General features: G+C 57.8%; 15 protein-coding genes and 1 other RNA gene. 10 read left to right on the top strand and 6 right to left on the bottom strand.

Annotated features, from left to right (window positions below; all coding sequences use genetic code 11):
- Positions 1-84: 84 nt before the first annotated feature.
- Positions 85-1134 carry a DNA cytosine methyltransferase gene (locus OMP44_RS23470; protein ID WP_280311451.1) on the top strand — a complete coding sequence of 350 codons (1050 nt, stop codon included), beginning with the start codon at positions 85-87 and terminating at the stop codon, positions 1132-1134.
- Positions 1135-1750: 616 nt separating this feature from the next.
- On the opposite strand, the gene OMP44_RS23465 is transcribed toward OMP44_RS23470, so the two are convergent.
- Positions 1751-2056, bottom strand: coding sequence for a hypothetical protein (locus tag OMP44_RS23465; protein WP_280311450.1), 306 nt, complete (start codon positions 2054-2056; stop codon positions 1751-1753).
- 213 nt (positions 2057-2269) lie between these two features.
- On the opposite strand from OMP44_RS23465, the gene OMP44_RS23460 reads away from it, so the two are divergent.
- Entirely contained in the window at positions 2270-2563 is a 294-nt protein-coding gene (locus tag OMP44_RS23460) for a helix-turn-helix domain-containing protein (protein WP_348529691.1), read from the top strand.
- 452 nt (positions 2564-3015) lie between these two features.
- Here the strand turns inward: OMP44_RS23460 and OMP44_RS23455 are convergent, their stop codons facing one another.
- On the bottom strand, positions 3016-3819 hold the full coding sequence (locus OMP44_RS23455) for a hypothetical protein (protein WP_280311449.1): 804 nt from the start codon (positions 3817-3819) through the stop codon (positions 3016-3018).
- Between the two features lie 357 nt (positions 3820-4176).
- Here OMP44_RS23455 and OMP44_RS23450 point away from each other — a divergent pair, with 357 nt between their 5' ends.
- Positions 4177-4647 (top strand): hypothetical protein, encoded by a 471-nt coding sequence (locus tag OMP44_RS23450; protein WP_280311448.1) that lies wholly within the window; start codon positions 4177-4179, stop codon positions 4645-4647.
- Positions 4648-5349: 702 nt separating this feature from the next.
- Here OMP44_RS23450 and ssrA read toward each other — a convergent pair.
- Both ssrA and smpB read right to left on the bottom strand, forming a co-directional pair.
- Positions 5350-5702, bottom strand: a transfer-messenger RNA (tmRNA) gene (gene ssrA, locus OMP44_RS23445).
- Between the two features lie 82 nt (positions 5703-5784).
- The gene (gene smpB / locus OMP44_RS23440) at positions 5785-6261 is read right to left on the bottom strand and encodes an SsrA-binding protein SmpB (protein WP_007162671.1); all 477 of its coding nucleotides are present in this window, start codon (positions 6259-6261) and stop codon (positions 5785-5787) included.
- A 172-nt stretch (positions 6262-6433) separates the two neighbouring features.
- On the opposite strand from smpB, the gene OMP44_RS23435 reads away from it, so the two are divergent.
- Both OMP44_RS23435 and OMP44_RS23430 read left to right on the top strand, forming a co-directional pair.
- The gene (locus OMP44_RS23435; protein WP_133863028.1) at positions 6434-6868 is read left to right on the top strand and encodes a type II toxin-antitoxin system RatA family toxin; all 435 of its coding nucleotides are present in this window, start codon (positions 6434-6436) and stop codon (positions 6866-6868) included.
- Positions 6861-7166, top strand: a complete 306-nt coding sequence (locus tag OMP44_RS23430) for an RnfH family protein (RefSeq protein WP_187980472.1) — start codon at positions 6861-6863, stop codon at positions 7164-7166. Before OMP44_RS23435 ends, OMP44_RS23430 begins: the two co-directional genes overlap by 8 nt.
- A gap of 7 nt (positions 7167-7173) precedes the next feature.
- On the opposite strand, the gene OMP44_RS23425 is transcribed toward OMP44_RS23430, so the two are convergent.
- On the bottom strand, positions 7174-7713 hold the full coding sequence (locus tag OMP44_RS23425) for an outer membrane protein assembly factor BamE (RefSeq protein ID WP_187980471.1): 540 nt from the start codon (positions 7711-7713) through the stop codon (positions 7174-7176).
- 94 nt (positions 7714-7807) lie between these two features.
- Between OMP44_RS23425 and fur the strand changes: the two genes are divergently transcribed.
- Positions 7808-8212 (top strand): ferric iron uptake transcriptional regulator, encoded by a 405-nt coding sequence (gene fur, locus OMP44_RS23420; RefSeq protein ID WP_007162667.1) that lies wholly within the window; start codon positions 7808-7810, stop codon positions 8210-8212.
- Positions 8213-8274: 62 nt separating this feature from the next.
- On the opposite strand, the gene recN is transcribed toward fur, so the two are convergent.
- Positions 8275-9942, bottom strand: coding sequence for a DNA repair protein RecN (gene recN, locus OMP44_RS23415; protein ID WP_273861262.1), 1668 nt, complete (start codon positions 9940-9942; stop codon positions 8275-8277).
- Between the two features lie 166 nt (positions 9943-10108).
- Between recN and grpE the strand changes: the two genes are divergently transcribed.
- The 4 genes from grpE (at position 10109) to dapB (ending at position 14804) form a co-directional block, all read left to right on the top strand.
- The gene (gene grpE / locus OMP44_RS23410) at positions 10109-10675 is read left to right on the top strand and encodes a nucleotide exchange factor GrpE (RefSeq protein WP_280311447.1); all 567 of its coding nucleotides are present in this window, start codon (positions 10109-10111) and stop codon (positions 10673-10675) included.
- Between the two features lie 93 nt (positions 10676-10768).
- A complete protein-coding gene (gene dnaK, locus OMP44_RS23405) occupies positions 10769-12697 on the top strand; it encodes a molecular chaperone DnaK (protein ID WP_133863033.1) in 1929 nt (642 codons plus the stop codon).
- Between the two features lie 112 nt (positions 12698-12809).
- The gene (gene dnaJ, locus OMP44_RS23400) at positions 12810-13943 is read left to right on the top strand and encodes a molecular chaperone DnaJ (protein ID WP_007162663.1); all 1134 of its coding nucleotides are present in this window, start codon (positions 12810-12812) and stop codon (positions 13941-13943) included.
- A gap of 54 nt (positions 13944-13997) precedes the next feature.
- The gene (gene dapB, locus OMP44_RS23395) at positions 13998-14804 is read left to right on the top strand and encodes a 4-hydroxy-tetrahydrodipicolinate reductase (RefSeq protein WP_133863034.1); all 807 of its coding nucleotides are present in this window, start codon (positions 13998-14000) and stop codon (positions 14802-14804) included.
- Positions 14805-14869: the final 65 nt, after the last annotated feature.

The raw sequence follows: 14869 nt of genomic DNA, 5'->3' as shown, positions 1-14869 counted from the left end.
CTTTGCTAGCGTTTCGCTAGCCGTCACGATCGACAAAAAGCTTCTGATCGCGTATGGTGTAGTAGTACCTATGGACTTCTGATGATGCCTATCCTACTCGACCTTTTTAGTGGATGCGGCGGGCTTGCGCTCGGCTCCAAAAATGCCGGTTTCAAGACCTGCTTGGCTGTGGATATCGATCCAATTCTATCCAGCTCATTCCCTGTCAATTTTCCGACTATACCCTTCCTTCATGATGACGTTTCGACGTTGACGTGGCAGGGGCTTCGTCCCTATATCCCTGACGGCGTCGATGGCATTGTGGGAGGCCCGCCTTGTCAGGCATTCAGCAGCATTGGCAGGCGTCTGCCCGATGACCCTAGGCGGTCACTTGTTGGGCATTTTTTCCGCATAGTTGAGGAAGTCCAGCCTAAATTCTTTGTCATGGAGAACGTTCCTGGGTTGGCATTTCCAGAGAATAGACCAGTACTCGATGATGCGCTTAGGCAGCTCGGTAGCCACTGGAAAGTCTTAGGTCCAGTGATTCTGGATGCCTCCCATTTCGGCGCTCCAACCAAACGGAAAAGGGTGTTCGTATTTGGATTTAACTCCCTAAAGCTCAACGCCCCGGACCTCGGTTACCTTACTGAGCCTGCCTCCTGTTCGACAACAGTCAGCGATGCCATCATCGACTTGAAAGACGCCGTACCTCCGGGCGTCGGTGATGGCAACGGCCACTGGGTTTATGGCAAGTCTTTGAACCTTTCCAAATATGCAAAGCGCATGCGCTCCAAATCTGGCTCCTTCACTGGTCACCAGCGAACGGTACATAAAATGGAGACGATAAAGCGCTTTTCGATGGTTCCCCAAGGGAGCGTGGATGTCGTGGGTAAGCACAAGCGACTCGAGTGGAGTGGACTTTGCCCTACGCTTCGAGCGGGAACAGGAAGTGATCGGGGCTCCTATCAGTCGGTTAGGCCACTGCATCCGGATGAAAACAGAGTCATTACGCCGAGAGAGGCCGCGCGACTGCAGGGTTTCCATGACGACTTTATCTTTCACTCTACGACGTGGCACAGCTTCAGGATGATCGGCAATAGCGTCTCACCTATCATCGCTGAGGCCTTACTGGGCCGTATTAAACAGCTTCTCTAACACTACGCGCCCTAGCTACTGATTCTGCAGAGATTTCTTGGTGGCTCTTTGGCCTCGTCTGGTCCTGAGTGAGTTGTCAGGGTAAGGAGGTGCCATCCAGAGCTGACGTCTTCCCATTGGCAGGGAGTGTACTAATCGGCGATTATCAGACACAGGATATATGTGTTTCGAAGCGCTAGGGATGCGGTATCTAAGGCTTACGGGTAGTTAAGCTTCCGCTGCTGAATAGCCAAAATGACCCGCTAGGCCTAGTCCCAATGTATAGTTTCTCCTTGGAGGACACGCTTGGTTGGCGGCTTTACGCGGTGTACTGGTATCATACAGACGTGAAGGAATATAGAAAAATGGGCCTGATTGGCGCCCTTTAGGAGAGGAGTCTCGAAGGGCATATCTGTTACTAACGTCGTTTCTGGGTCGAACTTAGCTCAAGTCAATTTAAGCTTACACGAAAAAAATGTTTCAGCTCATATAGGTTCCAGGCTCTGATAGTAAGCGCTAGGTAATGGTCTGCGATAGCTTTCGATATGTAAATGTTGGGCGAAATATAAAATTTATGCTTCTGTTTTATATAGCCTCCCGCTAGCTTTAAGTTGGTTTTATCCGCGCCACAGCGGTTTTACTCGCCTTTCTTTTTTAATTTATTTGATGTGTAAATTATTGTTTTCTTTACTTTAACAGTATTGGCGATTTTATCGAGATCCACCATTGTGTAGGACCGTCCGTTAGCAACTTCATAAAGCTCTGATCCGCCTATGTCCGGGTGGTACACGTGCGAAAATTGGATTAGTTCTTCCATCACCCATAAGGTTGATCCGTTCATCTGCGGCGGTGAAACGAGTTGAACTGTTTCCACCCAAGAAGAATCCGAGTCTTGCTCTAGCAATTCTACAAATAGCTCTGGATCCATGATTTGTAAAGCCATGGTCTCATTGCCATTCCTTTTTCGAATAGTGATGTAAAGCCATGGCAATTGGATGCAGTGCTCAATGCAGCCCCATATAGCGTTCTCGGAACTGTGTTCTGGACTGCTAATCAGCATAGATCGGTGCGTGCGAAACATATTTTGCCCTCCAAGCGAACCCTATAGATTGTAGCGCTATAGGGCGCGGGCGCGCTTCATATTCCGTTTTTGAGCATGAAAAAAATGGAATTGAAGCGAGTTTTCGGCACCACCCTTAAGCGTATTCGAGTTGCGAAGGGGTTGACTCAGGAAGATTTCGCCTTGGTGAGTAGTCGAACCTATCTGAGTAGCCTTGAACGTGGCCTAAAGTGCCCCACCATTGAGAAGCTTGATCAGCTGGCTGATGTGTTAAAGATTCATCCTGTGACCCTACTCCTAGCGGCTTATGCGGAACAGAATCCGCCGGAGGCCGCGAGCGTGTTGCTCGAAACTGTCAAGACCGAGCTTGCGGCGCTAGGCTACAGATAACTTAAAACGTTCTCATATTACTAGTTCTGCGCAGTGTGCCGTTGCCTGTAGTGATCAAGTAGTCTCAGAGGCTGACTTGTGTTTTTCCTGCAAAACAGAGTGGTACTCCATCATCAAGTTACTGCAGCCGCTGTCGCTAATTTCATTTTATCGGGAACCCCTCGATATCCCGTATGCGCATGTAACGCCCAGATAGGTGCGGGTTATCACCTGGCCTATCGTTATGTGGCGACCGTGCTGCTCCATGTGTGGTGAATTTCTACGTTGTCCTCTCGGTACCTCGTATGTGAGGCGCTGCTGTCAGCGTCGATTGCCACACCTATTCAACTAGCGGCTGTGAGATTGCACCTTATGCATCTAAGCGCAAGTCGTATACCTTCTGTTTTAGGCGGCGGTAGTGGTTTTCCAAGCCGGCCAGAATATGTGCGGCGGTGTGGTTTAACATTTTAGCTTTACAGGTATTGATCCTTCGATATCGTTTCTATTTGATTATTCCGAATTTCTTGCTTTGTAAGTATCGTGCAAGAAACTCTTTCGAATATATATCCGGAACCCTTTGGTGAAGCTAAGATTGCTATGTCGTCCCCGATCAGGGCAATCCACGCTTCAGTAGAAGCACCTCGAATGCCACAGTCTTTGGGATGCAAGTGGAACGATGTAAAAACCAGGACCTCTTGCATGATCTTTTCGTATTGAATGGATATGTACTCCCAGAAGTTCATTAGTATTATTATCGTAAAAACTGCGCCGACATTTGATATTAGTTTGTGAGTTTTGTGTCTTCGGTGAGCTGCGCTCGACCTATAATCATTTTGGTTTATTTTTACTCCTAGTGTTTTTTCGGGGTTTGGTACTGATAGCTTAAGTGTCATGACGTCCCAGAAGTATTTTGTAAGGGCGATAACACTTAGTATGAGGGTTGCGATGTAGCACCATAAGGTTACAAGTATTGAGGTCGATACGGCTTTTTGGGATAGCGGAAACTTAGAGGGGTCTGTTCTTGTGGCATCCAATATAAAAGAGTCGGCATAGGCACTTGCTGTAATTATAAGGAAAATTGTTGCCGAGGCGGTGAGTAACGTAAGCCACCAGCTATGATCTTTAAATTTCTTTATGATTTTGTGATGATGTATAGAATAAATAGACGACGTTAAACAGACAGCGAATAAAAGTCCTTTTCCGAATGCTGGTGCTACTGGCCCGCCTAGACATTTCCATACGAACACCACTATTACGGCTATCAGGGAGAGCGCCACGCTAGCTGCAGACCACTCATGAGTGCCCCACCATCGGAAGCTATAATTCAGCTTCCAAGGGAAATGTTTCGATCTAGTTCTTATGAAAAGAGGCCCGTTCCATAAACGAGCAGTAATTGCGTAACAGACTGCAAAGATTATGTACATTGCGATCCAATGAAGCAATTTTCACTCCTTAATAAACAGTTGGTTGTTTGGTTTTTTGGTTGTTGCGGTAAAATTGGAGGGTTGGGTCTCTGCAAATAGGCGGGGTGACGTTACTTTCTATATTGATAATAAGATTGGTTTTACTTTCGGTGCTCGGCTATCGTGTAAGCTACGATCAGATCTTGGCGGATATAGTAGAGGTTGTAGGGTATGATAAGTCAATTCTCAATACCTAAGCTTAATAAAGGTTGCTATCTTGGCGGCATGGCAGCCTTAAATATACCAGGATCTGGTGCCAGTGGTGATTGGCATTTGCAGCAAACTTTTTTTCGCCCTAGGCGAAAACTGTCTCGGTCGTTTATCTCTGGGGAAGGCTGTCCTACCAATACAAATAAATATTTCGGTAGCGAGGGTATCTATGACTGTACGAGTATTTTGGATGAGTTAAGTATTCCATACGAAAGCTCTCCAGTCTTCGCCGCTAGTCATATTCGAGCTGCGGCGGATTTGGTGATAGATGCGGTGTTGCGAGGTTTGTCACCAGATTTTGTGGTCTTAGACGATTGGCTGCCACTAGCTATTGATAAAGCTCGCGTTTTTGAGCTTTTAGAGAGAGCTATGCGATACATACCAGTCGATCAGCAGGAGGCAGTGCGAAAGTGGAAATACAAGAGTGCCTAGTATCGTTACAATAAATGCGAAGGCTGCAATCTCAACCTGCTTTGTAGCGTTCAAGTAGAGTTTTGTACTAACTCTGTCCGGTTCGACCTATACTCCGGCGTCCCGACAATACGATGTCAGCTATACATTGGCCTATGAATGTATTACCGAAGGCAGATAGCTGAATGATGGGAGCCTGGAATAGTGGGAAAAGGGTTCGATGGCATTCGGTAGCCAGCGTGACGCGATCAGCTGGCAGAGTACCAGGTGGATATCAAGCGCGGTGGGACGTGTCGCTACAAGCTCTGGCCGTTAGCAGCGGCTTCAGCTGCTTGGTCAAGTCTTTACGGGGGGGCTGTGAGGCGCGAGGTAATCTCTGTGTATCGGCTCGTCGTCGGATTCGATGACCGGCCAGGCTGTCCTTGATCCGAAACGCTATTTCGAGCTTAGGCGGTGTGGTGATGCGACGCAGATCCGACGAACGGTAGTCCACCCTCAGCTTTCTAGAATTTGTAAAATTTACGAGCCAAAATTGGCGGAATTTTGACGAAATACTTAACGAATTTTGGGCAAGGTCTTTTTGGTGCTCCCTGCCAAGCTCCAGTAGGCCTGGATTTAATCCATCTACCAGTCGATTCGTTCAGCTGTCAGGTAGGCATTACCTTTTTAGGGCCTCGTTGATCAGGCAAAGAAAAAGGGCAGCCAGTGGCTGCCCTTTCTTTTTGGTGGAGGCGGGGGGATTTGAACCCCCGTCCGCCAGCTCTCCGCTATCGGTTCTACATGCTTAGCCCTGTCTACTGAGTTAACCCATTGCGGCCCGACGGGCAGGGTGCTTTGGGCGAGCTGTATAAGTTTTAGCCGTTACGTCTACAGCGAACTTGGCGGCGATCCTGTTCTATCTGACAGTCGTTTCGGGTTTACAGGCATCCCCTAGCGACTGCTAGCCGCGTTAAGCAGCTAGAGCGTAGTTGTCGTCGTTGGCAACTATAAGTTTGCAGCAGCGAATTTACGAGTTCTGCTACCAGCTCGGCATGCCCCTCAAGTTTCGTTACCGGCGTCGAATCCTAATCGCCCCCAAAACTTGCTGGTCGTTCACTATAGGAATTCCAGCCGTCCTGCGCAAGTCATTGCTGACGAAACGTTTTTTTAGCCGCTTGGCTACTTGGCGTCCTTGCGGATGGCGCGCTGGATCTCACGGTCGGAATCGCGCTCGCGTTCAGTGGCACGCTTGTCGAATTCCTTCTTGCCCTTGGCCAGGGCGATCTCGCACTTGACCAGGTGTTTTTTCCAGTAGAGCGACAGCGCTACGCAGGCGTAGCCCTTCTGCTGCACCGCGCCGAACAGCTTGCCCAGCTCGCGCTTGTTCAGCAGTAGCTTGCGGGTGCGGGTGGGGTCGGCGATGACGTGGGTACTGGCAGTCTGTAGCGGGGTGATGTGGCTACCGAGCAGCCAGGCTTCGCCGTCCTTGAGCAGCACATAGCTGTCGGTCAGCTGCGCCTTGCCGGCTCTTAGGCTCTTGACCTCCCAGCCTGCCAGGGAAACACCTGCCTCGAAGCGGGTGTCGACGAAGTATTCGTGTAGCGCTTTCTTGTTCTGCGCGATGCTACCGGGGGAGACTTTCTTTTGCTTGGCCATGATTCCAGGGTACAGCGAGTCGGGGGAAATGTCGCCACGCGCTTGAGCGGGTATGAGCAAACACGGACAATACCGCGGTTCTGGACCGTGGCAGGCTGGTGCGGGAGTAAAATGCGAGCGCCGCCCTCAAATTCAAGGTCCGACACCGATATCGCTATTCTACGAGGTTCCGATGAGCTCGCACATCCAACGTTCGGCGTTGCTTCCCTATCCTGCTTCAGCGCTCTATGCGCTGGTTAATGACGTGGACCGTTATCCGGAGTTCCTGCCGTGGTGCTCGTCCGCCCAGATTCTGGAGCAGAACGAAGGGCTGATGCGCGCCGGTCTCACCGTGGCCAAGGGCGGCCTCAGTCAGCAGTTCACGACCCGCAATACCCTGGTGCCGGACGAGTCCATCACCATGGATCTGGAGAAGGGGCCCTTCAAGCAGCTGCATGGCGTCTGGACATTCAAGGCACTGGGCGACAAGGCCTGCAAGATCTCGCTGGATCTGTCCTTCGAATACGACAGCGCCATCGTGCGCGCGACCCTGGGCCCGCTGTTCAATCAGGCGGCCAATACCATGGTGGATGCCTTCTGCCAGCGTGCCCGAGCCCTCTATGGCTGAGCGTCTCGCCATCGAGGTGGCACTGGCGCTGCCGGAGCGGCAATGGCTATTGAGGCTGGAGCTGGAGGAGGGCGCCACGGTCGCGCAGGCCGTGCTGGCTTCGGGTCTGCTCGACCAGCTGACGCCAGAGCAGCGCGAAGGCTATCGGGTCGGCATCTTTGGCAAGCAGGTCGCCAAGCCGGAAGAAAGGAAGCTGCTGGAAGGCGAACGGGTCGAGATCTACCGCCCGCTGCTTGCGGATCCCAAGGAGAGTCGCAAGCGGCGGGCCGAAAAGGCCAGAGCCAAGACTGGCCTCTAGCTGGAGATCACTGACCGTCGGTACGGATGCGGTCGGGAGTCGGGATGGCAGCCGGCCGAGCGCTATCGATCTCTTTCTGGATAGTGTCTTCGGTCGAGCCGGGCACGGCGGGCGTTTCCGGTGTCGCAGCAGGCGCAGCAGCGGGTTGCGCCGGCGCGGTGGGATCCATGCTGGTACCACTGTCGGTACCCATGATCTGCTGTTCACGGCTGGTGCCGGGCATGAAATCGCCAGCCAGGCTACTCAACTGGTTGTCACCGTTGAACACCAGGCTGACACGCTCTTGTTTCCGCTGACCACCGGCGGCCTGCAGGCTGTACAGATAGTCCCAGCGATTGGGATGGAAGGTGTCCTGGATCAGCGGCGAGCCCATGATAAACCGGACCTGTTGTCGGGTCATTCCGGGGCGCAACTGGTCTATCATGTCCTGGGTGACGACGTTGCCCTGCTGGATGTCGATCTTGTAAACCCCCGGCAGAGAGCAGCCGGCGAGCATGGCTAGGCCCATCAGAGAGAGCCCGGTCAGCGTTTGCTTGAGGTTTTGCATCGGTGGGAGACTTCCACTATCTTGCTGGGCAACGAAGCACCGATCATACCCGTATTCCCGAGGGCTGCGAAAGCACTCGGCACCGAGAAAGAGCATGGTAGAGAACAACGAACTCCGCAAAGCGGGTCTGAAAGTGACCCTGCCGCGCGTCAAGATATTGCAGATGCTGGACACCACCGAGCAGCGCCACATGAGCGCTGAAGACGTTTACAAGGCGCTGATGGAAGCAGGCGAGGACGTGGGGCTGGCAACGGTCTATCGGGTCCTTACCCAGTTCGAAGCGGCCGGCCTGGTGGTGCGCCACAATTTCGATGGCGGTCACGCCGTGTTCGAGTTGGCCGACACCGGACATCACGATCACATGGTGGATGTGGATACCGGCGAAGTCATCGAGTTCACCGATGCCTCGATCGAAAAGCGTCAGCGCGAGATCGTCGAAGAGCATGGTTTCGAGCTGGTCGATCACAACCTCGTGCTGTACATCCGTCAGCGCAAGTGAAGATCCAGACATGAAAAAGGCGACTCCGAGTCGCCTTTTTCATGTCTGTTGCCAGCCCGCATCTAGCGGCTGACCACCAGCTTGCGGGCATGGGCGAGGGATTCGCGGGTAAGGTCGACGCCGCCGAGCATGCGCGCCACTTCCTCCACACGGCGCGCCCGGTCCAGTTTTGCAACCGCCGTACGGGTCTCGTCGGTGCCGCGTTCCTTGTGCACGAAAAGATGCTGATGCCCCTGGGCCGCTACCTGGGGCAGGTGGGTGACCGTCAGTACCTGGCCGCGCTCGCCCAGCTGCCGTAGCAGCTGGCCGACCACCTCGGCAGTCGGGCCGCCGATGCCGACGTCCACTTCGTCGAACACCAGCGTGGGCGTGCGCGAGGTCTGGGCGGTGATGACCTGGATGGCCAGGCTGATCCGTGACAGTTCGCCACCGGAAGCGACCTTGGCCAGTGGGCGCAGGGGCTGGCCCGGGTTGGCGCTGACGCGGAATTCGACCCCCTCGTTGCCCACCGGCTGGGGTTCGCCGGTGCTGCCCGGCGTGAGAGTGATGCTGAAGCGGCCACCTGGCATGCCCAGGCGCTGCATCTCGGTTTCGACCGCTGCGGCCAGCTCCGGCGCCCGTTGCTCGCGCAGACGGCTCAATTCGCCGGCCTTTTCCTGGTAGTGGCGCTCGAAGGCGGCCAGCTCTTCCTGCAGGCGCTCCAGAGCGACGTCGTCGGCATCCAGCGATTGCAGTTCGTTGCGCAGCTGTTCGTGCAGCTCCAGCAGGGCTTCGGGTTGCACGCGATGCTTGCGGGCGAGGCTGTAGACGCTGTCGAGACGCTCCTGTACCGCCTGCTGGCGCTCCGGGTCGGCTTCGAAATGATCGACGAAGCGATTGAGTTCGTTCATCGCCTCCTCGATCTGGATCTGCGCGGAGGCGAGCAGGTTGCTGGCTTCCTGGATCTGCGCAGGCGGGCGGTCGAAGGCAGTCAGGCGTGCCACGCTGGCATTGAGCGCTGACTGGGCATTGCCCTGCTCGTTCTCGGTACAGAGGTCCATGGCCTGGCGGCAGGCCAGCAGGATGTGCTCGGCACTCGCCAGATCGCTCTGCTCCTGCTCCAGGGCCTGCAGCTCGCCCTCGACCAGGGCGAGGTTGTCGAGTTCTTCCAGCTGATAGCTGAGCAGCTGATGGCGGGCGCGTTGCTCGTCACCGTTGCGGGTCAGGCGCTCCAGGGTCTGGCGCACCTGGCGCCAGCGCTGGGCGGCGAGTTGCACCTGGCGCACCAGCTCGCCCGCGCCGGCGTATTCGTCCAGCAGGCGGCGATGGGTATCGAGACCGAGCAGCGATTGGTGTTCGTGCTGGTTGTGGATGTCGATCAGCAGACCGCCGAGGGTCTTGAGGTCGGCCAGCGGGCAGGGCGAGCCATTGATATAGCCGCGCGAGCGTCCTTCGCGGGTGATGACGCGGCGCAGCAGGCAGGGCCCGTCCTGCTCCAGGTCTCGCTCGGCGAGCCATTGGCGCGCCTCGGGTATGTCGGTGGTATCGAAGCTGGCCAGGACATCGGCCTTGTCGGCGCCAGGCCTTACCGCATCGCTGTCGGCGCGGTCGCCCAGGGTGAGGCCGAGGGCATCGAGCATGATGGACTTGCCGGCGCCGGTTTCGCCGGTGATCACGGTCATGCCGCGCTCGAGGTCGAGGTCGAGGTGTTCGACGATGGCGTAGTTGCGGACGGACAGATGCACCAGCATGCGACGATCTCCGAAAGCGGTTTTCTGGTTGTTTATACAGTGCCTCTCGGGCACTGGCAATCCATACAGCTCTTGAAGCGCCGGCCGGCGGCCCCATATAGGCGCCATCGATCAAGGCATCGTCCATTAGCGGGCGCGCCCACCGGCATTATCACAGGAGGACTCCATGGCCGACGAACAGAACTCCCAGACCCCCGAGCACGAAGCAGCCGTTCAGGGCGACGTCCAGCACGAGGATCTCGCCACCCGCGTCGCCACGCTCGAAGAGCAGCTCGCTGCTGCCCAGGATCAGTCGCTGCGCAGCGTCGCCGAACTGCAGAACGTGCGTCGTCGCGCCGAGCAGGATGTGGAGAAGGCGCACAAGTTCGCGCTGGAAAAATTCGCCGGCGATCTCCTGCCGGTGCTCGACAGCCTGGAGCGTGGCCTGGAGTTGTCCAACGCCAGCGACGAGGCCCTCAAGCCCATGCGTGAAGGCATGGAGCTGACCTTGAAGATGCTGCAGGACACCCTCAAGCGCTATCAGGTCGAGGCCGTCGATCCCCACGGCGCGCCCTTCAACCCGGAGCACCACCAGGCCATGGCCATGGAGGAGAGCGCTACCGCCGAGCCGGGCAGCGTGCTCAAGGTGTTTCAAAAGGGCTATCTGCTCAATGGTCGCCTGCTGCGGCCGGCGATGGTGGTAGTCAGCAAGGCACCTGCGGCGCAGCAGCCGAGCATCGACGAAAAGGCTTGAAATTCTTTCGCTCGGCCCCATCTGGTAGGCAAGCGAACATCAAAGGCCCCCTGAGCGGGCCGCGCGGAATCTGAGATTTCTGGAGAAGACTACATGGGCAAGATCATCGGTATCGACCTGGGGACGACCAACTCCTGCGTCGCGATCCTCGAAAACGGTAACGTCAAGGTACTGGAAAACGCCGAAGGCACCCGTACCACGCCGTCCATCATCGCCTACACCAACGATGGCGAGACCCTGGTCGGCCAGCCGGCCAAGCGCCAGGCGGTGACCAATCCGCAGAACACCCTGTACGCGGTCAAGCGTCTGATCGGTCGGCGTTATGAAGAAAACGTCGTGCAGAAAGACATCGAGATGGTCCCCTACAAGATCGTCAAGGCCGACAACGGTGACGCCTGGGTCGAGGCCAAGGGCCAGAAGATGGCGCCGCCCCAGGTGTCTGCCGAAGTCCTGAAAAAGATGAAGAAGACCGCCGAGGACTACCTGGGCGAAGCCGTGACCGAGGCGGTCATCACCGTACCGGCCTACTTCAACGACAGCCAGCGCCAGGCCACCAAGGATGCCGGTCGCATCGCCGGTCTGGACGTCAAGCGCATCATCAACGAGCCCACCGCGGCTGCCCTGGCCTATGGCCTGGACAAGGCCAAGGGCGACCACACCGTGATCGTCTATGACCTGGGCGGCGGCACCTTCGACGTCTCGGTCATCGAGATCGCCGAGGTAGATGGTGAGCATCAGTTCGAGGTGCTGGCCACCAATGGCGACACCTTCCTGGGTGGCGAAGACTTCGACATCCGCCTCATCGACTATCTCGTCGAAGAATTCAAGAAAGAAAGCGGCATGAACCTCAAGGGTGACCCGCTGGCCATGCAGCGCCTGAAGGAAGCTGCCGAGAAGGCCAAGATCGAGTTGTCCTCGGCTACCCAGACCGACGTCAACCTGCCGTACATCACCGCCGATGCCAGCGGTCCCAAGCACCTGAACGTCAAGGTCTCCCGCGCCAAGCTGGAGTCCCTGGTGGAAGAGCTGGTCGAGCGCACCATCGAGCCGTGCCGCACTGCGCTGAAGGACTCCGGCCTGGACGTCTCCGACATCCACGAGGTCATCCTGGTGGGCGGTCAGACCCGCATGCCGCTGGTGCAGAAGCGCGTAGCCGACTTCTTCGGCAAGGAAGCGCGCAAGGACGTCAACCCGGATGAAGCCGTCGCCATCGGTGCCGCCATCCAGGGCGCCGTGCTGGCCGGCGACGTCAAGGACGTGCTGCTGCTGGACGTCACTCCGCTGACCCTGGGCATCGAGACCATGGGTGGTGTGATGACCGCGCTGATCGAGAAGAACACCACCATCCCGACCAAGAAGTCGCAGGTGTTCTCCACCGCCGACGACAACCAGGGCGCCGTGACCATCCACGTGCTGCAGGGCGAGCGCAAGCAGGCCGCGCAGAACAAGTCGCTGGGCAAGTTCGACCTGGCCGAGATCCCGCCGGCGCCGCGTGGCGTGCCGCAGATCGAGGTGACCTTCGACATCGACGCCAACGGCATCCTCAACGTGTCCGCCAAGGACAAGGCCACCGGCAAGCAGCAGTCCATCGTCATCAAGGCGTCCTCCGGTCTGTCCGAGGACGAGATTCAGCAGATGGTGCGTGACGCCGAGGCCAATGCCGACGAGGATCGCAAGTTCGAAGAGCTGGCTGCCGCCCGCAACCAGGGTGATGCCCTGGTGCACGGCACCCGCAAGATGCTGACCGAGGCCGGCGACAAGGCCACCGCGGAAGAGAAGAGCACCATCGAGAAGGCCATCGGCGAACTGGAAACCGCGGTACGCGGCGACGACAAGGATGCCATCGAAGCCAAGATGAATGCCCTGTCCCAGGCCTCCGCGCCGCTGGCCCAGAAGCTCTATTCCGAGCAGGGTGCTGCCGCGGGTGCCGAAGGCGCCTCGGCCAAGGCGGACGGTGATGCCAAGAAGCCCGGCGACGACGTGGTCGATGCCGAGTTCGAGGAAGTGAAGGACAACAAGTAAGCCGCGTGCTTACCGCACCTGACGGGCTTCGGCCCGTCGGATCCGCCACGCGGGAGCCTGCTCCCGCGTTGGCGTGTCTGGAGGGTGAGAAAATTTAAGGTGCAGAAAGTCTATGGCCAAACGTGATTACTATGAGGTGCTCGGGGTCGAGCGCGGCGCCAGCGAAGCCGAGCTCAAGAAGGCCTACCGACGCCTGGCGATGAAATACCACCCGGATCGCAATCCGGGTGACGCGGCTGCCGAGGAGCAGTTCAAGGAGGCCGCCGAGGCCTACGAAGTGCTGTCCGATGCGGGCAAGCGCTCGGCCTACGACCAGTACGGCCATGCTGGCGTCGATCCGAGCATGGGTGGCGGCGGTTTCGGTGGTGCGGCGGGTGGCGCGAGCTTCTCCGACATCTTCGGCGACGTCTTCAGCGACTTCTTCGGTGGGCGCGGTGGTGCCGGTGGGCGTGGCGGTCCGCAGCGCGGCGCCGATCTGCGCTACACCCTGGACTTGGATCTGGAAGAGGCGGTGCGCGGGACCACGGTCACCATTCGCGTGCCCACCCTGGTCGAGTGCAAGGTCTGCGACGGCAACGGCGCCAAGCCGGGTACCTCGGCGTCCACCTGCCCTACCTGCGGCGGCATCGGTCAGGTGCGCATGCAGCAGGGCTTCTTCTCGGTGCAGCAGACCTGCCCACGCTGCCACGGCAGCGGCAAGATCATTCCCGAGCCTTGCAACGCCTGCCATGGTCAGGGACGTGTGGAAGAGCAGAAGACCCTGTCGGTCAAGGTGCCGGCGGGCGTCGACACTGGCGACCGCATCCGCCTGACCGGCGAGGGCGAGGCCGGGACCCTGGGTGGTCCGAGCGGCGATCTCTACGTGGTGGTCAATGTGCGCGAGCACTCGATCTTCCAGCGCGACGGCAAGCATCTCTATTGCGAGGTGCCGATCAACTTCACCGATGCCGCCCTGGGTGGCGAGCTGGAAGTGCCGACCCTGGATGGCCGCGTCAAGCTGAAGATCCCCGAGGGTACCCAGACCGGCAAAATGTTCCGCCTGCGTGGCAAGGGCGTGACGCCCGTGCGTGGCGGTGGCGCCGGCGACCTGATGTGCAAGGTGGTGGTGGAGACTCCGGTCAACCTGAGCCGGCGGCAGCGCGAGCTGCTCGAGGAATTCCGCAACACCCTGCAGAGCGACAGTTCCCATTCGCCCCGGGCCAGTGGCTGGTTCGACGGCATGAAGCGCTTCTTCGACGACCTCTAAACCGGCAGGGGCGCCGTCGCGAGGCGGCGCCCGGCCAGCAGCCTGGAGCTGATGATGCGACGTATAGCTGTAATGGGCGCCGCGGGGCGCATGGGCAAGACCCTGATCGAAGCGGTCCAGCAGACCCAGGGCGCTGCCGGCCTGACCGCCGCGGTGGATCGTCCCGAGAGCAGCCTGGTGGGTGCCGACGCAGGCGAACTCGCCGGCATCGGCCGTAACGGGGTGATGCTGTCGGGTGACCTAGCGCGGGTGCTGGATGATTTCGATGTCGTCATCGACTTCACCCACCCCAACGTGACCCTGCAGAATCTGGCGCTCTGCCGCAAGGCGAAGAAGGCCATGGTGATCGGCACCACCGGCTTCACCGCCGAGCAGAAGCTGACCCTGCTGGAGGCCAGCAAGGAAATCCCCATCGTCTTCGCGGCCAACTTCAGCGTCGGCGTCAATCTCTGTCTCAAGTTGCTGGATACCGCTGCCCGGGTGCTGGGTGACGAGGTCGATATCGAGATCATCGAGGCGCACCACAGGCACAAGGTCGATGCGCCCTCGGGTACTGCCCTGCGCATGGGCGAGGTCGTTGCCCAGGCGCTGGGTCGTGATCTGGAAGAAGTGGCCGTCTATGGCCGGGAAGGCCAGACCGGTGCCCGCGATCGCCAGACCATCGGCTTCGCCACCGTACGTGCCGGCGACGTGGTGGGCGATCACACGGTGCTGTTCGCCAGTGAAGGCGAGCGGGTCGAGATCACCCACAAGGCGTCCAGTCGCATGACCTTCGCCAAGGGCGCCGTACGCGCAGCCCTCTGGCTCAAGGACAAACAACCGGCGCTATATGACATGCAGGACGTGCTGGAGTTGCGCTGAACCGCTCGCGGGGGTGCCAGCCGTGATCAATTCCTGTACAATGCAGCTTTAGTGTATCCACTAAA

The sequence above is a fragment of the Pseudomonas flavocrustae genome (assembly GCF_029872515.1).
GTDB lineage: Bacteria > Pseudomonadota > Gammaproteobacteria > Pseudomonadales > Pseudomonadaceae > Chryseomonas > Chryseomonas aestiva.
This window is presented reverse-complemented; position numbering and strand designations above follow the sequence as displayed.